The 18,953-nt window shown below is 39.9% G+C and carries 19 protein-coding genes and 1 tRNA gene; 7 read left to right on the top strand and 13 right to left on the bottom strand.

Annotated elements, in window-relative coordinates:
* Nucleotides 1-209: 209 nt before the first annotated feature.
* Together IEE83_RS01585 and IEE83_RS01580 are read left to right on the top strand one after the other, a co-directional pair.
* Nucleotides 210-773, top strand: a complete 564-nt coding sequence (locus tag IEE83_RS01585; RefSeq protein ID WP_194118891.1) for a Crp/Fnr family transcriptional regulator — start codon at nt 210-212, stop codon at nt 771-773.
* 113 nt (nt 774-886) lie between these two features.
* Entirely contained in the window at nt 887-1,276 is a 390-nt protein-coding gene (locus IEE83_RS01580; protein WP_194118890.1) for a RidA family protein, read from the top strand.
* Nucleotides 1,277-1,339: 63 nt separating this feature from the next.
* Here the strand turns inward: IEE83_RS01580 and IEE83_RS01575 are convergent, their stop codons facing one another.
* From IEE83_RS01575 to IEE83_RS01550, 6 genes are all read right to left on the bottom strand, one after another.
* The gene (locus IEE83_RS01575; RefSeq protein ID WP_194118889.1) at nt 1,340-1,948 is read right to left on the bottom strand and encodes an HAD family hydrolase; all 609 of its coding nucleotides are present in this window, start codon (nt 1,946-1,948) and stop codon (nt 1,340-1,342) included.
* 24 nt (nt 1,949-1,972) lie between these two features.
* The gene (locus IEE83_RS01570; RefSeq protein WP_194118888.1) at nt 1,973-3,367 is read right to left on the bottom strand and encodes a galactokinase; all 1,395 of its coding nucleotides are present in this window, start codon (nt 3,365-3,367) and stop codon (nt 1,973-1,975) included.
* Nucleotides 3,367-4,557 (bottom strand): DegT/DnrJ/EryC1/StrS family aminotransferase, encoded by a 1,191-nt coding sequence (locus IEE83_RS01565; RefSeq protein ID WP_194118887.1) that lies wholly within the window; start codon nt 4,555-4,557, stop codon nt 3,367-3,369. The genes IEE83_RS01570 and IEE83_RS01565 overlap by 1 nt, the downstream gene beginning before the upstream one ends.
* 2 nt (nt 4,558-4,559) lie before the next feature.
* On the bottom strand, nt 4,560-5,453 hold the full coding sequence (locus tag IEE83_RS01560; protein ID WP_194118886.1) for an SDR family oxidoreductase: 894 nt from the start codon (nt 5,451-5,453) through the stop codon (nt 4,560-4,562).
* Between the two features lie 11 nt (nt 5,454-5,464).
* Nucleotides 5,465-6,700 (bottom strand): MFS transporter, encoded by a 1,236-nt coding sequence (locus IEE83_RS01555; RefSeq protein ID WP_194118885.1) that lies wholly within the window; start codon nt 6,698-6,700, stop codon nt 5,465-5,467.
* A gap of 480 nt (nt 6,701-7,180) precedes the next feature.
* The gene (locus tag IEE83_RS01550) at nt 7,181-7,747 is read right to left on the bottom strand and encodes a hypothetical protein (protein ID WP_194118884.1); all 567 of its coding nucleotides are present in this window, start codon (nt 7,745-7,747) and stop codon (nt 7,181-7,183) included.
* A 134-nt stretch (nt 7,748-7,881) separates the two neighbouring features.
* Here IEE83_RS01550 and IEE83_RS01545 point away from each other — a divergent pair, with 134 nt between their 5' ends.
* Both IEE83_RS01545 and IEE83_RS01540 read left to right on the top strand, forming a co-directional pair.
* Nucleotides 7,882-8,229: a winged helix-turn-helix transcriptional regulator gene (locus tag IEE83_RS01545; protein WP_194118883.1), complete on the top strand. Its 348-nt coding sequence runs from the start codon at nt 7,882-7,884 to the stop codon at nt 8,227-8,229.
* Nucleotides 8,230-8,448: 219 nt separating this feature from the next.
* Nucleotides 8,449-9,330 (top strand): DUF808 family protein, encoded by an 882-nt coding sequence (locus IEE83_RS01540; RefSeq protein WP_194118882.1) that lies wholly within the window; start codon nt 8,449-8,451, stop codon nt 9,328-9,330.
* Nucleotides 9,331-9,378: 48 nt separating this feature from the next.
* On the opposite strand, the gene IEE83_RS01535 is transcribed toward IEE83_RS01540, so the two are convergent.
* The 3 genes from IEE83_RS01535 to IEE83_RS01525 form a co-directional block, all read right to left on the bottom strand.
* Nucleotides 9,379-10,362 (bottom strand): ISAon1 family transposase, encoded by a 984-nt coding sequence (locus IEE83_RS01535; RefSeq protein WP_438821031.1) that lies wholly within the window; start codon nt 10,360-10,362, stop codon nt 9,379-9,381.
* Nucleotides 10,358-10,729, bottom strand: a complete 372-nt coding sequence (locus tag IEE83_RS01530; RefSeq protein WP_194118881.1) for an ISAon1 family transposase N-terminal region protein — start codon at nt 10,727-10,729, stop codon at nt 10,358-10,360. Before IEE83_RS01530 ends, IEE83_RS01535 begins: the two co-directional genes overlap by 5 nt.
* Nucleotides 10,730-10,944: 215 nt before the next feature.
* Nucleotides 10,945-11,016, bottom strand: a tRNA-Glu gene (locus IEE83_RS01525).
* Between the two features lie 256 nt (nt 11,017-11,272).
* Here IEE83_RS01525 and IEE83_RS01520 point away from each other — a divergent pair.
* On the top strand, nt 11,273-13,762 hold the full coding sequence (locus IEE83_RS01520; protein WP_194118880.1) for a M14 metallopeptidase family protein: 2,490 nt from the start codon (nt 11,273-11,275) through the stop codon (nt 13,760-13,762).
* A gap of 7 nt (nt 13,763-13,769) precedes the next feature.
* Here the strand turns inward: IEE83_RS01520 and aroQ are convergent, their stop codons facing one another.
* Nucleotides 13,770-14,186: a type II 3-dehydroquinate dehydratase gene (gene aroQ, locus IEE83_RS01515; protein WP_194118879.1), complete on the bottom strand. Its 417-nt coding sequence runs from the start codon at nt 14,184-14,186 to the stop codon at nt 13,770-13,772.
* A gap of 49 nt (nt 14,187-14,235) precedes the next feature.
* Between aroQ and xerD the strand changes: the two genes are divergently transcribed.
* Nucleotides 14,236-15,132, top strand: coding sequence for a site-specific tyrosine recombinase XerD (gene xerD, locus IEE83_RS01510; protein ID WP_194118878.1), 897 nt, complete (start codon nt 14,236-14,238; stop codon nt 15,130-15,132).
* Nucleotides 15,133-15,198: 66 nt separating this feature from the next.
* Here xerD and IEE83_RS01505 read toward each other — a convergent pair whose 3' ends face one another.
* Both IEE83_RS01505 and IEE83_RS01500 read right to left on the bottom strand, forming a co-directional pair.
* Complete coding sequence (locus tag IEE83_RS01505) at nt 15,199-15,402, bottom strand: hypothetical protein (protein WP_194118877.1); 204 nt, start codon at nt 15,400-15,402, stop codon at nt 15,199-15,201.
* On the bottom strand, nt 15,402-15,911 hold the full coding sequence (locus tag IEE83_RS01500; protein WP_194118876.1) for a SixA phosphatase family protein: 510 nt from the start codon (nt 15,909-15,911) through the stop codon (nt 15,402-15,404). The genes IEE83_RS01505 and IEE83_RS01500 overlap by 1 nt, the downstream gene beginning before the upstream one ends.
* A gap of 211 nt (nt 15,912-16,122) precedes the next feature.
* Here IEE83_RS01500 and sppA point away from each other — a divergent pair, with 211 nt between their 5' ends.
* Nucleotides 16,123-17,889, top strand: a complete 1,767-nt coding sequence (sppA, locus tag IEE83_RS01495) for a signal peptide peptidase SppA (RefSeq protein ID WP_194118875.1) — start codon at nt 16,123-16,125, stop codon at nt 17,887-17,889.
* A gap of 108 nt (nt 17,890-17,997) precedes the next feature.
* Here the strand turns inward: sppA and IEE83_RS01490 are convergent, their stop codons facing one another.
* Entirely contained in the window at nt 17,998-18,915 is a 918-nt protein-coding gene (locus tag IEE83_RS01490) for a YihY/virulence factor BrkB family protein (protein WP_194118874.1), read from the bottom strand.
* Nucleotides 18,916-18,953 lie beyond the last annotated feature (38 nt).

The following is an 18,953-nucleotide window of genomic DNA, read 5'->3' as shown; positions in this document are numbered from 1 at the left end:
TTTTTGTAATGACTAAAAAGGATTAACATGTTAATCAAAAATTTTACACCATTCAAAGTTTTTCCGGTCTGTGAGGACACAGACCACGGACACAATATTCACAAATTCGATAGCTACCAATAATCGCTTATCATAAAAACTTAACCTATTTTTAACAACTCAAATTTATTGATCCAAAACCTGTTTTTATCCACCTCAACCCATACGATATGCACGAAAAACTCAGACAACATATCGAAAAAGTGGTTCCACTCACCGATGATGAGTTTGCGTTTGTTTCTGGGCATTTTACCAACAAAAAATTCAAAAAACACCAATTCCTTATTCAGGAAGGTGATGCCGTAAAATATCATTATTTTGTTATTTCCGGGCTTTTAAAACTTGTGTATACAGACAATGCCGGAAAACAGCACATTGTTTCTTTTGCTATGGAGGACTGGTGGGAAAGTGATTTCTATGCCTATTATACACAGACCGAAGCAACAATGTCGTTAGAATGTATTGAAGACACAGAGGTCTTATGCCTTTTACTTGAAGACTACAAAAAACTTTGCGATGGTCTCCAAAAGATGGAACGTTTTTTCCTGCAAAAAGCGAATTTTGGTTTTTTGGCAGCACAGCGACGTATCATATCTTCCCTTACTTCTAATTCAAAAGAGCGTTATGAACAGCTCTCCAAACAATATCCTACACTTATTCAACGCGTACCTAAAAGTCTGTTGGCTGCCTATCTGGGTGTTTCCCGCGAAACTTTAAGCAGATTATCTCCATAGTGACATACATCACTCCATAATCGTGAGATTTGTCAATATCCGATTCCATCTATATTAGAGACCTTTGTAGTGTTAAATCAATACACGGCCTGCATTGGCGAAATTTTATCAATATGGAAAAAAGAATCACAAATCCCTGGCAATGGCAGGATGAACGCAGTTATGTACAGGCAGTTGAAGTAAAAAATGTCGAAAGTACGTTATATGTTTCCGGGCAGACCGCTATTAACGCGGATGGTGTATCCAGCAATGAGGATATGAAATCACAATTAATTCTGGCTCTTCAAAATCTGGAAAAGGTTATCAACGAAGCAGGGTTTGAATGCAATGGCATTGTCCGGCTAAATATTTACACAACTTCCACAGCAGAACTTTGGCCGCACTTTCCAATATTTCAGAATTGGATAGCCAGACATAACATTAAACAGGCACTCACTTTGTTAGAAGTGACAAGCCTTTTTGAAACGTTAAAAGTTGAACTGGAGGCTACGGTTGTGAAATGATCAATGTCTTAGTTCATGGAAAACTATGAAAGCATGATCTTAATCATGACTTTCATAGTTTTCTTAATACTCCTTCATTTTCTCCAAAATACTCCCCAAAGGATTCAACCAGATTGTTTCAATCCCTACTGTTTTAGCAGATTCGATGTTGTCAAAATTATCGTCAATGAAAACCGTCTCCTCAGCTTTGAGATCAGCTTGTTTCAAGGCTTCCAAATAAAAGTCAGGATCAGGTTTCATGAAACCCATTTCATATGAGAAAAATGGTGTTTCAAAAAGACTCAGAAAATCGTGACCAGATGCTGCGGCTCTGCGTTTCACTTCTTTAATATGTATGGAATTTGTATTACTCAGCAAAAAAACCCGATACGATTTCCCTAATTCCTGAATACGGTCAAGGCGTTCTTTGGGCATATATTTCAACATTCCGCACCAGGCTGAATCAATTTCGTCATCGGTCAGTTTTTCTCCAAAAGATTCCCGAAGCAAGTTTCTGAAACCGGCATTGTCTGTCTCGCCTATTTCCAGTTTGAAATAAAATTGTTTTTCGTCAAATATCCCGGTAGCTTTTTCTTCGGTAATTCCGGCCAAATCAGCAAATGCACGATACGTCGCAGGAACATCAATATCTATGATGACATTTCCCATGTCAAAAATTAAATTCTTAATCATTTAAATTAGATTCAATAGTTAAAATTAAATGGTAACGATACCATAACTATCGGCGCCATCCGAACTTCCTTCAAATAAATAAGGTTCGCCAAGTTTTGCTTCTGCATAGGTTTTAAAAATTCGCTCAATAGTCGGGCCAGCACTTTTCTTCCCCAGAATTGCCACAGTTCCGCCTGCTCCGCCGCCCGTAATTTTCGCTCCGTAGATACCATTTTCTGCTCCTTCTTTCCGGCAAACATTAACTAAAAAATCAGTGGCTTCTGCACCGAGTCCGCATTCGTTATAAGCATAATGCGATTGATACATCAAATCGCCCATCAAACCAAAAGCACGTTCCGACGGACTTACGGATGCGCCGCGGGATAATTCTGAAAACAATTGAACGCGCTGATTTTCCTCTACCGCGTACCTTGTGTTTGCTCTCACATTATAATTTACTTCATCTTTCAAAGGTGTAAACGGATCTACATGAATCTGGTATTTTTCCAGATATTGATTCCGCCTGATCGTTTCCGGTAAACGTTTTTCATATTTCTGGTAAAAAACAGATCTTGGAATATTAGCCAGATATCCATTCCAGACATGATCCGTATAGCGCGAAATATCACTGCTCGTATCAAGCTTTATTTCCACCCCTTCAAAATCACAGACCATTTTGTAACCCATAAATGCCGCCGCTCTGGCCGCTTCATATTCAATGCCGGAAACCTGATGGCTTACACCGGAATCAATTCCCCAAACCTGCAATTCGTCCGGTAATGTTATAAGCGGTTCAGGAATACAGGGCTGACAAACCAACGGCATCACGTGTCCTTTTTTTCCGGTTACCACAGCAATCTGATCCATGATTCCACAGGCAGAATCCGCTATGACATTTTCCACCCATTGACATGCCAGAGCAAGTTCAACGCCCGATAAATCAATACCATAAGCAGCGGCCGAAGATTTCATCACAGCCACTTCTATGGCAGCGGAAGAACTCACACCACGGTTGAGCGGAACGCTGGATTCCATGTAAAGCTGTATACCCTTTGAAATGCCAAATTTCTTTTTCAAATAATGAAGATTTCCCAGCACATATGCAGTCCACCGAACGGACGATGAGCGGTTAACCATTGCTTTGACATGATTTTCATCCGAAAGATCTTCAAGATTAACAATGATCTCACCTTGCCAGCCAGCATCAGTAACCGTTTTATTCCTCAAAACCACAAGTCCGTCTTCCCGAAGCTGAGCGGCTGCATAGGTGGCCTCTTTTATAGTTGATTCAAAAACCAGTCCGCCGGTGTAATCATCATTTCCACCCATTAAATCCAGTCGGCCGGGAGCTCTTGAAATATGGACCGGAAAATCCGGAGAAAAGAATTTTCCCGCATGTTTTATGCTTTTTACTGTGGCTTCAAAATCTATATTTTCCATTACGAACGAATGCTCCTGATACTTTTTACAAGATATTCCAGCGCTTCTTCCGTCTGGCGGGGATTAATCGGAAGAGTAACCAGCTCTTCGGACAATTTCTCAGCGTTAGGAAATTGACCTTTTTTCATTCCCCGGTTTTTAAAGGCGGTAGAATAATGAAGCGGTATGTAATGAAACCCGACCTTGATGCCGAATTTATGAAGCATGTCATAAATGAAATCTTCCTTATTCATGCCAAACTCTTTCGGGTCGATCCTGACCGGGTACAAGTGAAAAACATGTTTATTATAAGGCCGGACGGTTGGCAAAGTTAATCCTGGCACATCCTGCAATGCTTCTGTTAGGTAAGCGGCATTATCAATCCTGTGCTGATTCAAAAGGTCAACTTTTTTTATTTGCTCACAGCCCACAGCAGCCTGAATGTCTGTCATCCGGAAATTATACCCGCAATCATCGAAATCCTGCCACCAGAATTTTTTCCCGATCGGGAATTTCTCTTCGTCAAGCTTGCAATATTTGGTGCTGTTTCCATGTACACGTGTGCAGTGAGAACGGTAGAGGGATATTTTCTCAAAAATTTCTGGATCGTTCGTGGTCACAATTCCACCTTCTCCCAATGTGGAAATATTTTTTTGTTCATGAAAACTGAAACAGCCGGTTGCGCCAATGGTGCCTACTTTTTTGCCTTTATATTCCGCGCCAATAGCATGGGCGGCATCTTCAACAACAGAAAAATGATGTTTTTGTGATAAACCCATAATCTCATCCATATCGCAGGCCTGTCCATAAAGATGTACAGGAATGACCGCTTTTGTATTCGGCGTCAGTTTATCTTCCAGCTGATTCGGATCCAGATTGTAGGTAACCGGATCAATATCTACAAAATCAACCTCAGCGCCCAAAGTAACCGGCGCAGCGGCCGTTGCAATCCAGGTAATGGGTGAAGTCAGCACACGATCACCAGGCTTAATCCCTATTCCGATCATGGAAAGAAACAAAGCCGTCGAACCATTACTTACAACTCTGGCATATTTGGCTCCGGTATATTCTGCAAACATTTTTTCAAACCGGATGCATTCGTCGCCGCTTGTTGGTGCATTATTTCTGAGCACGCGCAATACGGCTTCCTCTTCTTCCTTGCCATATTGTGTGCCAAATTTTATTTCAAGATCAAACTTAATACCACTCATAATTATATTTCAGTTTTAAAATTCAGGGTTGAGGCCAATCCTTCCGACAAAGATTTCATTGGTGTTTTTAGTATCGTTTTCGCCAATGTGTTATCCAGTGAAGCATTATCCGGACGTGGTGCCCGTCCTTGCATCGCATTGGAATTGACCGGCAAAATAAATGCCTCAGAAAAATCCAGTTCCCTGGCGATTTCCTTGGCCATTTCATATCTGTTAATTCTGGTATTTCCGGCCAGGTGAATAATTCCTGAAAAATCATTTCCAGCCAGCTCTATCAATGCACTTCCAAGTGAAATCACATCCACAGGCGTGCGAATTTCGTTTTCAGGGAATTTCATTTCCTGGCCATTTTGCAATTTTTCAAGCATATCCGCCAGAAATGAATTTCCTTTTCCTTTTACGGATAAACCCATTACAAGCGAAAGTCTGGCAACTACATTTTTGTTTGAAGCGAGCAGTACAATTTGCTCTGCCTTTATCTTTGTTTCCGCATAAAAATTGACTGCTCTTGGATAATCGTTTTCGGAGTAATTTCCTTTACTTCCATCAAACACAGTATCGGTTGAGCAAAAAACCAGTTTGGCTCCAATACTTGCACAGAATCCAGCCAGAGTGCTGGTGATACCAACATTTATTTGCTCAGCTATTTCTTTATTTACTTCACAAAAATCAATGTTTGCCATGGCTGCCGTGTGAATAACAGCATCAGGTTTTATTTCTCCCAGGATCGCTTCCAGCTTTTCAGAATCCTGTAAATCCAGTTGGTAATATCTGATATTATTCTTTTCGCTGATTTGCTCTGTTCGCGCAATCCCATATATGTCCCAACCATCAGGAGCCTGGGCAATAATACTTCCCGCCACAAAACCATTGGAACCTGTAACGATTACTTTCATCAAACTAAAAATTAAATTGAACTGGTTATTTGCTGATCTGATACGACAGCGATGGTTTCGTTTTTCACTTCCTTTTTGAAAGATTCTTTTGTTAGGAAAAATGCGTAAACCGCAATCATAATCAGGCAAAAGAAAGGAACGATATAGGAAATTTGTACACCGTGAGTGTCGGCAATCATACCCTGAATGGGCGGAAAAACAGAACCGCCGATGATAGCAAAATTTAACAAGGCAGATCCCTTTCTGGTAAATGCGCCAATATCTTCGATAGCCAGACTGAATAATGTCGGGAACATGATGGATAGAAAAAGTCCTGATCCTGCCAATATCAATTCATTAAATCCGGTATTGAAAAATATGCAGACAAAGAAAAATAGCGCCATACCGACAGCATAAATCCCGACCAATTTATGTGCTTTGATGTATTTCAAAATAAAAACTGCCGCAATACCCATCACAGCTGTGAAAAAGTAATATAGTGTAAGATAACTTGCAGATTGGGCATCGTTAAAATGCAAAACCGTTTTGAGATAAGGAATAAAAAAACCGGCCGTGCAAGCCTCAGCTCCCATATAAAAAAACATGGCAAAAACACCGTAGAAAAGATGTTTGTAAGACATTCCTTCTTTTAAAATTCCTTTCAGTGTAAAACGCTCGCCTTCTTCCGGTTTCATGGAAGGCAAATGCGAAAAGTACATTAATATAGCCGTTACCAATAAAGTGATCGCCAGCAATAAATATGGAAAATGATAGCGAATCTGACCAATCTTATCATAAATCAGCGCCGTAGCCAGTAATGGTGTGATGGCATAACCAATGCGGGAAAACACCTGGACAAAATTGATCCGCTGATGTGCACCTTCGGGATCGCCGAGAAGCGAAGCAAACGGATTGGCAGCGACATTTATAATCGTAATACCGGTTGAAATAATGAAAATCGAAATGAGTACGAGCGGATAAGAATCAAATATTTTTGCAGGTACAAAAAACACACAACCCAAAGAACAGGTGATAATTGCAACCAGCAGGCTGATTTTATAACCATACTGATGAATCATCCAGGCAATCGGAATCGGAAAAATGATGTAAGTAAGATAAAATGTAAACTGAATCATACTGGCTTCGATGTAACTCAGTTTGAAATGTGTCACCAGCGAAGGCAATAAAATATCGTTCATGCAAAACAATGAACCCACCATCAAAAACATCAACGAAAGTAAAAGCAGCGGCTTGACCTGGTGTTTCATTTATTTGTTATGAAAGTTTAATAGAGCTACTCTGATTATTTAACGATAGGCTAATTTGAGTGGCCGGGAGACTGTTAATTGTTATACTTTAAAATCATCCATGATGACCATCTTTTCAAATTAAAAACAATTTAATCTGCTGTCATTGGGAAGAAGATTTGAGCCATGCGGTTATGTTTAGACAGAATTTTGTCCACGACTCATTGGAGTGATTACCCTTAAAATTTTATAATTAATCCGTTTTAAAAATCGCCTGATAAAAGGATATTGATAATCTGTAAAGTGAAATTGGAAGAAATCAAAAGCAATATTTTCTTAAAAGAATTACGGCTGAGGAATTAATATTTGAAAGGCACTTGTTTGCGAAGAAAGTACAAGGAGAGCTGTACGGCAAGTATGAACAGCTTTATCTGTCTCGCATTGCCCTGACAGATAAAGCATAATTGTAATTACAAGATTTTAAATTATAAATTAACTCAGCTATACCCTGATCATCGGAATCTGTAAATTCGTCGGCCGGTTTGCTTCAGTGTCAAAGCCACGACCATCAATGTTTCGCGCACCCCAAAAAAGCATATCAGAATAAAAATACATCAAATCGTACTCTTTAAAAATCTGTCCTTCTGCAAGTCCAAAGGGCAAAAATGCTTTTTTGAAAATACTCTGAGCGACATTCACTTCCCAGGTATTGAAATCATTTGTGGCCAGTTTATTCAGCACATCAACAAAACCGGAATTCTGCGGCATTACTTCGTAGGACAAATCTGCCGTAAAATCCACTTTCTGAGCTCCGTCGGCAATCGGGTGCTCACCACGCCATGTTACATGTCCGGCGATTTGCATTTTGGCCAAGGCTACTTTGCCAAAAGCGTCAGCATAATTAATGATTTCAAGTTCAAAAGTTTCGTCCGCATTATACTTAAAATGTCGGCTAAGATAAAAAGGTTTTAATGTGCCATCTTCATTTTTCAGAAAGCTTGGACGTATTTCCGGCGCAATACTTTTCCATACGCCTTCAATATTTTGTTTGATTTGTTCTACTGTCATATGCCACCGAAATAGTTTGAATAACCAATTGTTTGTTAACCGTTTCAATAAAAGTTAAGGGTATAAATCTATTATCTTTGTCTGTATTAAACGATTAGGCAATAAAAAACTACCTGGTACAATTTTATAGACTAATGGCTCAATCACGAAAAAACAAAGATTTCAATCCCAACAATTGTCCGGTAACACATTTTCTCAACAAAATTGGCGGGAAGTGGAAAACACTTGTGCTTTACGCTATCAGCAAAAACTACAACCGGTTTAGTATGTTGCAGAAAGTCATACCTATGATAAGCAAGCAAATGCTGATTAATCAACTCCGGGAACTGGAAGAGGATGGGATTATCGAGCGCACGATTTTCGCAGAAATTCCGCCTCGGGTAGAATACAAACTAACGGATTATGGACAATCTCTAATGCCTATAATTTTAACAATTCAGGATTGGGGAATAAAGGATTTGCAAATGCAGGCAAAGGGATAAGATTGTTTTGTGCAATTTGTCTGGTGGGAATAAAAATCTAATCTAAAAAAGTAAATTCCAAAGGTTTGGCGGTCTTTATAGTTCTGGTTTAATTGTTTTTAAGCTATAATGTAACCTGTTTTACATTATTTTATTTACGTATCAATCCAATTTGCAGAATTCTCATTAACATTACCGTATCGAATTTTATTCAAATTTTTCTTACAAGTAAAATAACACATGGCATCAGGATTTTTTGCGATTTTAGATGATATAGCATTTTTAATGGATGACGTTGCTTTGGCAACAAAAGTAGCAACGCACAAAACCGCGGGTATCCTGGGCGACGACCTGGCCGTGAACGCAGAAAAAGCCACTGGTTTTTTATCCGAAAGAGAACTTCCGGTATTGTGGGCCATCACAAAAGGATCGTTACTCAACAAGCTTATTATTGTCCCCCTGGCTTTGCTATTAAATGTATTCTTTCCGATAGCCATCAAATTTACGCTGCTCTTAGGTGGACTTTATCTTGCTTATGAAGGAGTCGAAAAAATTGTAGAATATTTTTTTCATCATCCAAAAAAGGGACATGAAGTAATCGAACAAAGTGAGCCGAAATCTGAAAGCACCACTTCTGATAATGAGAAAGGAAAAATCAAATCTGCGGTAACGACCGACTTTATTCTGTCAATCGAAATCGTGATTATTGCTTTGGGGAGTGTTATTGATGAAAATTTGACGGTTCAGATCATTACTGTTTCCGTAGTGGCAATTCTCGCCACAATTGGTGTTTATGGTATTGTTGCACTTATCGTAAGAATGGACGATGCTGGATTTAGGCTGATTCAAAAATCATCTGATAAAGGATTTTTTTCAAAACTGGGTCACCTGCTGGTTAAAGCTCTGCCTGTCATCATCAAGATTTTAGGTGCGGTGGGAACAGTTGCTTTAATTTTAGTTTCAGGTGGGATTTTTGTTCATAACATTGAATACTTACACGAACTTTTCCCACAGCTTCCGACTATGATCAAGGAATTCGGATTAGGTTTGGTTGTCGGTTTGATCGCTTTATTGGTCATTACAGGTTCAAAGAAAATATTTTCCCTGGTGAAACGAGCTTAGAAAAATTCAGCATTTAAAAAATGGATCAAGCTAAATTCTTGGGGGTAGTTAAGCATAAAGTTTAGTCAGCCTGAATAAGAAAAACGGAATATCTCTCACACCTCTTGAAGATGCCCTAAATGCCTTGATTTTAGCATTGAAAGATTCAGCAGAAGCATCCGTACTTCTGTTGTTAAAGAAGTTTAGGATGTCCAAATAGTGGGTTTGAATAGATCTTCCGACAGTTTTAAAAGAATCAAGCGCGCAATCTTCGACAATATTATACCAAAGTGCCAACTTCTTGAAGGCTTGTTCTTTGGTTTTACCAGTCCGGAAAATCGTCCCTAACCCTGTTGCTAACTGGTAGGCTTGATTAATAAGTGGATAACGCTCAAACAGCAGTCTGGAACGCTGAATTTGCGAAGCAGTCCACTTGTCGTAATGCTTGAAAAGTAAGTACCGGCTTCTTACCAATAGTTGTTTAAGCGTATCACCATTGCCAAGAATTTCAGGTTGATAAGGCAAATTAGCTTGCTTTGCAGCTTCAATAGCTTGATTTTCCTGATCCAATGCCTCCCATCTGTATTTGATTCTAACTTCCTGAACCGCATCATAAGCCAATTTCTGGACATGAAAACGGTCAATAACCTTTGATGCTTTCGGGAAACATCTACTTACGATCATTCCCATATTGGCGGCCATATCCAAGGTTACTTCACGTACTTTACTGCGAATGCGCCTGGGTATTTTTCGCAAAACCTCAATCACTGATGCCGCTTGCGTACCCTTTACCATTGCTAACAAAGAACCTTTTCTGCCCTTTGCGGCCTTATTAGTTACAATTGTATATAGTTCACCATTGGAAAGTGACGTTTCGTCGATGCTTAAATACGGACCGGCATTTTCAGGGTACAAAAGCCATTCTGCCGCATGTTCGCGTTGATCCCAATCCTTATAATTGCTGATATGATTTTTGTACTGCTCTTGAAGTTGTTTACCATCTAAATGGAAATATTTGCCTAGCTGAGAACAACTTACAGGATGATTATCAATACATTGCTTTTAAAAAATCAGCGAACTCTTTAGTCATCCGAGTCCCCTGCTGCACCAAATTCCAATCTCTGCTGATGATCCCGCCAGTAGCTTTGACCTCCCAGCGACGACGCTTAATACAGAGCGTAACTTTTTGATTACGAATCGGAAAGTCCTGAATGTATACTTCCGGCAAAAAGCCCTTGGACTCTAGTTTTTGATCATTGTATTCGGTAGGAGGTAAGTTTTTTTCTTCTAAATAAATGTTCAGTCCCGTAAGACCTTCCACGATTTTAGAAAGTTCGAAGTAATCCAAGATACCCTCGGGTAACAGGAAGCGAACTAGGGCTTGGTAAGACTCTTGCAATGCGTTCAATATTTTATCCATTGCAAAACAACTACTTTTTTTTCTGCCCCCCAAGTTTTAGGACTGATCCAATATTTTCCCTGGTGAAACGAGCTTAGAAAAATTCAGCATTTAAAAAATTCCGCGCCGGAAAGCCGGACCTAGACCAAAAAAAGAAGCCTACTTTTCAGTAGGCTTCTCAAATAACTTAACTCGATTATAATGTGATTGAAAACTATTACTCTCACACGGTTTTGTGACCCATAGGGGAATCGAACCCCTGTTTCAACCGTGAAAGGGTCGTGTCCTAACCGCTAGACGAATGGGCCGACTGGTCTCCTACTTCGTATGCGAATCGCACTTTTCTTTCGTTTTACAACTCCGTTTCCGTTATCGTGGTGCAAATATGCACGGTTGATTTTTTATATCCAAATGGTTTAGAAAAATAAATGAAAGATAATTTTTACCAGACTGATTTTCAGACACTTTTATCTGAAACTTTTTTTTTAATTATTTCAACGTAGCTGTAAATTCCCATTACTTATTAAATTTGGGAAGGCTTACTTTCTAAATCTTCACTCCATCATGATAAGATACATTTACGGTCTTATATTATCTTTTGTATTACTTAATGCCAGTGCTCAAAATAAAACGCCGGAACAATTTCTGGGCCATCCGCTGGGCAGCAAATTCTCTTTCCACTATCAGGTTGTCGATTATTTCAAAACTATTGCCGCCCAAAATCCTAATCAGGTTAAGGCTGTGCAATATGGTAGCACCAATGAAGGCAGGCCGCTGATGGTTTTCATCGTCGCCTCGCCTGAAAACTTTGCACGCCTAGAAGAAATTCGGCTTGACCATCTTAAAAGCACAAAAAATCAATCTGTAAAAACAGACGATAAAACGCCGGCCATTGCCTGGCTAAGTTATAATGTCCATGGAAACGAAGCGGTATCTTCCGAAACTTCCATGAAAGTGATTTATGAATTGCTGAATAAAAACAACCGTTCGATGCAGGATGTTTTGAAAAACACAACTGTGATTCTGGATCCCTGCATCAATCCTGACGGTCGCGACCGCTATGTACAATGGTATAATCGCGTTCAAAACGAAGTTTCTGACGTTACGCCTTTTGCTTTGGAGCATAACGAACCATGGCCGGGAGGAAGATTTAACCATTATCTCTTTGACCTGAACCGCGACTGGGCCTGGCAGACACAAAAAGAAACGCAGGAACGCATTGTTCTGTATAACCAGTGGATGCCGCATTTGCACGCCGATTTCCATGAAATGGGACCGAACAGAAGTTATTATTTCCCCCCTGCCGCAAAACCTTTTCACCAGGATATTACAAAATGGCAGCGCGAATTCAATGAGATTTTGGGAGCAAACTGCCGGAAATATTTTGACCAGAATAACTGGACTTATTTTTCTAAAAAAGAATACGATTTATTCTATCCAAGTTACGGTGATACCTGGCCAACTTATAATGGAGCAATCGGGATGACTTACGAGCAGGGCGGTGGTGGTCGCGCAGGATTGGCCATTGAGCGCCCGGATGAAAATGATACGCTGACTTTAAAAAGCAGAATTGAACATCATTATGTAACAAGTGTTGCTACGCTTGAAACCGTTTCTACCAATAAGGATAAAATGGTTTCCGAGTTTAATAGCTTTTATGAAAATGCTATGCAAAAGCCGATTGGCACTTTTAAGACTTATCTGATCAAATCACAAGGGAACGAGGAACGTGTCAGATCTTTCACAGAATGGCTTGCCAAACAAGGTTTTGAATATGGTATCGCGGGTAAAAATCTTGCCGTTAAAGGAACAGAATTAACCACGCTTTCTGATCAGAATATTAAAATGGAAAGCAATGATCTTCTGATCAGCGCTTATCAACCGAAATCCAATCTGCTTAAAATTCTTTTTGAAACAAAACCGGTTCTTGAAGATTCTATTACTTATGATATCACCAGCTGGGGAATATCCTATTTGTATGGAATTAAAACTTTTGGCTTGAAGGAAAAATACGTTCCGGCAGCATATCAATCTGAAAAAATTGAAAACAAAATTCCGGCTGCAACGCCTTATGCTTACATCGCAAAATGGAACAGTGTAAATGACGCCGTTTTTCTTTCTGAATTGTTGAAAAGAAAAATTCTGGTACGCAGTTCCAATATTCCTTTTGAAACGAATAAAATGTCCTTCGACGCCGGAACATTGATCATTACGAAAAAGGGAAATTATGTAAGCAATTTTGACAGTCTGGTTACGGCACTTGCCACAAAACATTTTGTAAAACTTGTTCCGGTAACAACTGGTGGCGTAACAGCAGGGGCCAGTTTTGGTTCGGATGAAGTGGTTACCATTCGTCCGCCAAAAATTGTGACATTGGTTGGAGATGGTATTTCACCTACGGCTGTTGGTGCGGTATGGCATTATTTTGAACAACAAATAAAATATCCGCTGACATTGATTTCTCAGGATAAACTTTCACAACTTCCTTTTGATCAGGTTGATGTTTTGATTTTGCCAAGCGGAAATTATTCCAATATTCTGAATGAAAAATTGCTGGCAACTTTGCAGGATTGGGTAAAAAAAGGCGGAAGACTTATTGCGCTCGAAAATGCCAATGAAGCGTTTTTGAACAAACCCGGATTTGATCTGACTAAAAAAGTAACGACGCACAAAAAAGACCAGGATACTTTTAAAAAGTTTGGTGAACAGGAAAGAGAAGAAGCCAGCACGACATCGCCGGGCAGCATGTTCCAGATAACGCTTGACGCTACACACCCACTTTCATTTGGATGCAGCAAGGATTATTTCACGATTGTACGCAATGCCTACAACATGGATTACCTGACGGATGGCTGGAATGTAGGTTACCTGACGGACACAGCGTACAAAGCCGGTTTCGTTGGAAACAAAGCAACTGACAAGCTAAAAAATACTTTGATCATGGGCGTTCAGCAAATGGGACAGGGAAAAATCACGTATTTGATGGATGATCCTCTTTTCCGCGGAATGCTTTACAATGGCAAAATACTTTTTAGCAATGCAGTTTTCAGATAATTCGATTCTATAAAAAATATCTTAGCGCAAGCTCGTAACCTTTTAAGCCTAAACCGCTTATCATTCCTTTGCATCGATCAGTCAGATAGCTGTGATGACGGTAAGATTCGCGTTTGTAGATATTCGAAATATGAACTTCAACGGCCGGCGTAGTAACTGCGGAAAGTGCGTCGGCCAACGCTACCGAAGTGTGAGAATAACCGCCTGCATTCACAATAATTCCGTCGAAAGAAAATCCTACCTCATGGATTTTATCAATTAAATCCCCTTCATGATTGGACTGATAATAATGCAGCTGGACTTTTGGAAACTCGTTTTTTAAACCTTTAAAATAATCTTCGAACGACTGGTTTCCATATACCGTAGGCTCACGGGTTCCTAAAAGATTGAGATTCGGACCGTTGAGAATTAAGATTTTTTTCATAAAAAAGATTCGGGCCTTACATTTATAAGATTAAACAACCAGTGAAACTATGTGGCAAAGCTACATCAAACATTTTAAAAATTACCTGCGCCTGGAAAGGTCATTTTCCGACAATTCCGTTCAGGCTTATATCCGGGATGCAGAAAAACTTGCTGAATATATCGAACTCGCCGGAATAAACGTCTCTCCGGTAGAGACAAAAGAAGAACATCTTTTAGCTTTTTTAAAATATTTGTCAGAATTAGGATTAACAGCGCACTCCCAGGCAAGAATGCTTTCCGGAATTAAGGCATTCTACAAATACTTGTTACTTGAAAACGAAATCACCGAAGACCCGACTGAATTAATTGAAGCACCGCGCTTGCCAAGAAAACTTCCCGATGTTTTGTCTTATGACGAGATCGAACAAATGCTCAATGCCATTGATCATTCCACGCCGGAAGGCACCAGAAACCGGGCCATTATTGAAGTTTTGTACAGTTCCGGATTACGGGTTTCAGAGCTGATCGGATTGCAGTTAACGTTCTGTTACTTTGATATAGGATTTATCCGGATTTTGGGAAAAGGTGATAAAGTAAGACTTGTGCCGATTGGAAAAGAGGCGATAAAGTATGTTGAGCTTTATCTTGAACATGTTCGAAAAGAAATTGAAGTCAAAAAAGACAGTGAAGATATTGTTTTCCTAAACCGTCGCGGCGGACAACTTTCCCGTGTCATGATTTTCCTGATCATCAAAGATGTGGCAGAAAAAGCAGGAATCTCAAAAAACGTAAGTCCACATACCTTCCGTCATTCTTTCGCCACGCACCTAATCGAAGGCGGCGCCAGTTTAAGAGCCGTCCAGGAAATGCTGGGCCACGAATCCATCACCACAACAGAAATCTACACCCACCTCGACCGCGATTACCTGCGCCAAATCATCACCGAATTCCATCCCCGTTCATAATTGCCGTGACAATTCTTGACCATTTCCTGACCAAACCTGACAACAAATTACAATCTCCTGACAATCCTATTTCACCTCCTTCAAAAGCGAATCAATCCCCAAGGTATCCTTCTCCGGAAGTTCCCCCGGCAACGCCCGTTCCAGCTGCTTCGGTTTATTCCAGGGAGCCGTAGTCCGGCTTGACATGTCGTAAGAAATGTAGATAAACAATGCCACGAAGAGTATAAAGACGGTGATAAATATCCGTCTGTTACGATTTGGAGTTTCCATTACTGAATTGAGTCACGCAATTGTTTGGGAGATTGGTATAAAATAAAAGTCCCGGTTTTAGCAGAAACTTCCGCCCATTCCAGATTATCGAATTCAATGATCACAAGACTGCCTTTGGACATCGATTCCAGATCAGCTCCCGACAAATACTCGGCGAAATAAGTTATATCCGGATTATGACCGAACAGTGCAACCACTTCACTTTCCGCAGGAATTGCATTCACCACGGCCAGATAACCACGTGCGCCGCCATCGTACAAGATATCTTCCAGAATAATATCTGCCGCCTGGTAATGAAGCTGATCACCAATAATCACGGCCGTTTGTGCCGCCCGTGCAGCGCGACTTGAAATGAATCGGTCAGGATAAATATTTTTTGAGGCCATCCATCGTCCCATTGCAGAAGAATCCGTTTTCCCCTTTCCAACCAGTTCACGTTCAAAATCCCGAACCATCAATTTCTGGTCTTCGGCAGCGGCGTGGCGCACAAGTATGAGTGTTCTTTTCATTGATATAATTTGTACAAAAATAATGAATCTGATCGAGCCAATCCGAGGATTTCCTCTGAAATAAAAAAGAAAGAATTACTGACATGAAAATATAACCATTCATTTCACTAAAATTGCCTTCGGACATTATTTGTTAACCTACCTGGCACAATAAATACTTAATTTTGTTAAATGAATAACTGAGAAACTCAATCATTGCTATATATCCATTATGTTACAATTCTTTAAATACGTCTTCGCAACCCTCGCCGGTATTCTGGTTTTCTTTATACTGTCGTTTTTTCTTCTTGTCGGTATAGGTTCGGCGCTTTCCTCGGATGAGAAAGTTGTTGTAGAAGATAAATCGGTCTTAAAGCTCGATCTCAATAAGCCTATTGCAGAAGTTGGTGTTGAAAATCCGTTGTCAGAACTTGGCGGACCTTTTTCCGGAAATGAAGATGTTACCGGTTTGAAAGACATTAAAGACGCTTTGAAAATTGCTCAGAAAGATGACAAGATTAAAGGGATTTATCTTAAAGTAGAAAATCCACAGGCAGGCTGGGCTACGCTGGAAGAGATCAGAAACCAGCTTCTGGAATTCAAAAAATCTAAAAAGTTTGTGGTTGCCTATGGCGAATCCTTCTCTGAAAAAGGTTACTACCTGGCTTCATTATCAGACAAAATATACCTGAATCCGGCCGGAGGAATGGAATGGAACGGGATGTCAGCTGAATACAGCTTTTACAAAGGAACATTTGATAAACTAAATATCAAGCCTGAGATTTTCCGCGTTGGTTCTTTCAAAAGCGCGATCGAGCCATTTATTCGTGAGAATATGAGTGATTCAAGCAAGAAACAATCAGCAGAATTGATCGGTGCGATCTATGGTAATTTCCTTACCAATATTTCCAAATCTCGTGGTATCGAAGTTCCGGTATTAAAAGGTTTTGCAGATTCTCTTACCATTGACAATCCAAAAGCGGCCCTGGCTCACAAACTGGTAACACATTTGGGATATTGGGACGAGTTTGAAAACAGCATTAAAAAGGAATTGAGCATCGAAGACAAGAAAAATGTTTCTTACATCGGTGTTGATAAATATATTAAATCGGACGTTACGCCGGAAGACGGTGATTACAACAACCGCGTTGCTGTTATTGTAGCGGAAGGTGAAATTAATTCAGGTGAAGGAAGCGACGAGTCAATCGGATCTGATGATTTCATTAAAGAATTGAAAAAAGCACGTGACAATGACAAGATCAAAGCGATTGTTCTTCGTATCAATTCTCCGGGTGGAAGCGCGCTTGCTTCGGATGTAATGTGGAGAGAAATCCAGGTAACATCTAAAAAGAAACCAATCATTGCTTCCATGTCAGATGTTGCCGCTTCGGGTGGATATTATATGGCGATGGGTTGTGATAAAATTGTTGCGCAGCCAAATACCATTACCGGTTCTATCGGAATTTTTGGATTGATTTTCAATGTAAAAGATTTCATGAACAACAAACTTGGTGTTACGTTTGACGCTGTAAAAACCAGCGAACACGCCGACTGGCCAACTGCAACACGTGACATGACTGAATTTGAAAAGTCGATGATCCAGAAAAATGTGAATGAAGGTTATGCTAATTTCACTTCAAAAGCAGCAGCGGGCAGAAAAATGCCTGTTGAAAAATTGAGAAGTCTGGCACAAGGACGTGTTTGGTCAGGAACGGAAGCAAAAGCAAACGGACTTGTTGATGTTTTGGGTGGAATTGATGATGCCATCGTTATCGCAGCAAAAGCAGCAAAATTAGACGAAGGAGATTACCGCGTTCGTTACTTCCCTGAAAAGAAAAAGCCTTTTGAAGAATTGCTTGGTAAAATGATGGGTGATTCGGAGGACAAAGTACTGGACAGAAATCTGGGTGAATTATCTTCTTATGTAAAGATGTACAAAAAACTGATGAACATGGGCGGAATGCAAACCAGATTGCCCTACGAATTGATAATCAGATAAGTTGAAAAGACATAAAAAAATCCCTGATCTAAATTCGGTCAGGGATTTTTTTATGACATACCTGTCAAAATCCATTGTGAAAATTCGTGTATTCGTGGCAGAAACGAATTAAACAACTTTCCCGGTTTCTTCATCAATTTCTTTTCTCACAACTAAAACCGCATGCTGATTAGGAGCAATTCCAACACCATCCAGTTTGGCATAAACCTTTGTAAATTCAGCACCGAAATACAAAATAATTGAAGAATAATAGACCCAGGTAAGCAGGATTACAATGGAAGCAGAAGTACCATAAGTTGCTCCCAAATCTGCTTTACCAATATAAAAAGTGATAACAAACTTACCAACCAGAAAGAGAACTGCTGTAAAACCTGCGCCTACCAGACACTCTTTCCAACGTAAAAATCCATCCGGAAGCACCTTGAAGATTACGGCAAAAAGTGAAGTAATAATCGCAAGCACCACAGCCAGATTGACAATATAAAACAGAATTACCGACGCTTCTGAAAAGTATTGCTGCAATCTTGAACTCAACAGATCAACCATCGCATTAACGCCCAAGGAAACCAGCAGTAAAAATCCAAGTGTAAGAATAATAGAAAAAGAAAGCAGTCTGTTTTTCAAATATTGCAGCCAGCCTTTTTTCGGTTTGGATTTGATTGACCAGATATAATTGATAGAATCCTGAATTTCAGCAAAAACCCCGGTTGCACCGACTAATAAAGTACCAATTCCAATAGCGGCAGCCACACCGGATTTATTTGAAACCTGCGCATTTTTCAAAATTTCCTGTAACTGTGCTGCTGCATTATCGCCTACCAATCCGCGGATCTGGTCAAATAATTCGCCCTGGATAGCATCCCTTCCGAAAAATATACTGAGCACCGAAATGATCACCAAAAGCATTGGTGCAAGAGAAAAAACGGTATAATAAGATAACGCAGCACTCAGTTTGAGTCCATTGTCATTCATAAATTCACTGAAACTGTCGGATAATAGTTTGAAGATGAACTTGATTTGTTTCATAGGAGGTTTATGGTTTGATTATTTTTCGCGTGTGATTT

The organism is Dyadobacter subterraneus, assembly GCF_015221875.1.
GTDB classification, from domain to species: domain Bacteria; phylum Bacteroidota; class Bacteroidia; order Cytophagales; family Spirosomataceae; genus Dyadobacter; species Dyadobacter subterraneus.
The sequence above is the reverse complement of the archived record's forward strand: the minus strand, read 5'-3'. Positions and strand labels throughout refer to the sequence as shown.

What these genes read in the sequence shown, in the direction of transcription:
- IEE83_RS01585 (WP_194118891.1), top strand. Translation starts at nt 210, where the DNA reads ATGCACGAAAAACTCAGACAACATATCGAAAAAGTGGTTCCACTCACC.
- IEE83_RS01560 (WP_194118886.1), bottom strand. Translation starts at nt 5,453, where the DNA reads ATGAAAGTAATCGTTACAGGTTCCAATGGTTTTGTGGCGGGAAGTATT.
- IEE83_RS01530 (WP_194118881.1), bottom strand. Translation starts at nt 10,729, where the DNA reads ATGGATAAAATATTGAACGCATTGCAAGAGTCTTACCAAGCCCTAGTT.
- aroQ (WP_194118879.1), bottom strand. Translation starts at nt 14,186, where the DNA reads ATGAAAAAAATCTTAATTCTCAACGGTCCGAATCTCAATCTTTTAGGA.
- IEE83_RS01555 (WP_194118885.1), bottom strand. Translation starts at nt 6,700, where the DNA reads ATGAAACACCAGGTCAAGCCGCTGCTTTTACTTTCGTTGATGTTTTTG.
- IEE83_RS01520 (WP_194118880.1), top strand. Translation starts at nt 11,273, where the DNA reads ATGATAAGATACATTTACGGTCTTATATTATCTTTTGTATTACTTAAT.
- IEE83_RS01565 (WP_194118887.1), bottom strand. Translation starts at nt 4,557, where the DNA reads ATGAGTGGTATTAAGTTTGATCTTGAAATAAAATTTGGCACACAATAT.
- IEE83_RS01540 (WP_194118882.1), top strand. Translation starts at nt 8,449, where the DNA reads ATGGCATCAGGATTTTTTGCGATTTTAGATGATATAGCATTTTTAATG.
- IEE83_RS01550 (WP_194118884.1), bottom strand. Translation starts at nt 7,747, where the DNA reads ATGACAGTAGAACAAATCAAACAAAATATTGAAGGCGTATGGAAAAGT.
- sppA (WP_194118875.1), top strand. Translation starts at nt 16,123, where the DNA reads ATGTTACAATTCTTTAAATACGTCTTCGCAACCCTCGCCGGTATTCTG.
- IEE83_RS01500 (WP_194118876.1), bottom strand. Translation starts at nt 15,911, where the DNA reads ATGAAAAGAACACTCATACTTGTGCGCCACGCCGCTGCCGAAGACCAG.
- IEE83_RS01545 (WP_194118883.1), top strand. Translation starts at nt 7,882, where the DNA reads ATGGCTCAATCACGAAAAAACAAAGATTTCAATCCCAACAATTGTCCG.
- IEE83_RS01575 (WP_194118889.1), bottom strand. Translation starts at nt 1,948, where the DNA reads ATGATTAAGAATTTAATTTTTGACATGGGAAATGTCATCATAGATATT.
- IEE83_RS01580 (WP_194118890.1), top strand. Translation starts at nt 887, where the DNA reads ATGGAAAAAAGAATCACAAATCCCTGGCAATGGCAGGATGAACGCAGT.
- IEE83_RS01490 (WP_194118874.1), bottom strand. Translation starts at nt 18,915, where the DNA reads ATGAAACAAATCAAGTTCATCTTCAAACTATTATCCGACAGTTTCAGT.
- xerD (WP_194118878.1), top strand. Translation starts at nt 14,236, where the DNA reads ATGTGGCAAAGCTACATCAAACATTTTAAAAATTACCTGCGCCTGGAA.
- IEE83_RS01505 (WP_194118877.1), bottom strand. Translation starts at nt 15,402, where the DNA reads ATGGAAACTCCAAATCGTAACAGACGGATATTTATCACCGTCTTTATA.
- IEE83_RS01570 (WP_194118888.1), bottom strand. Translation starts at nt 3,367, where the DNA reads ATGGAAAATATAGATTTTGAAGCCACAGTAAAAAGCATAAAACATGCG.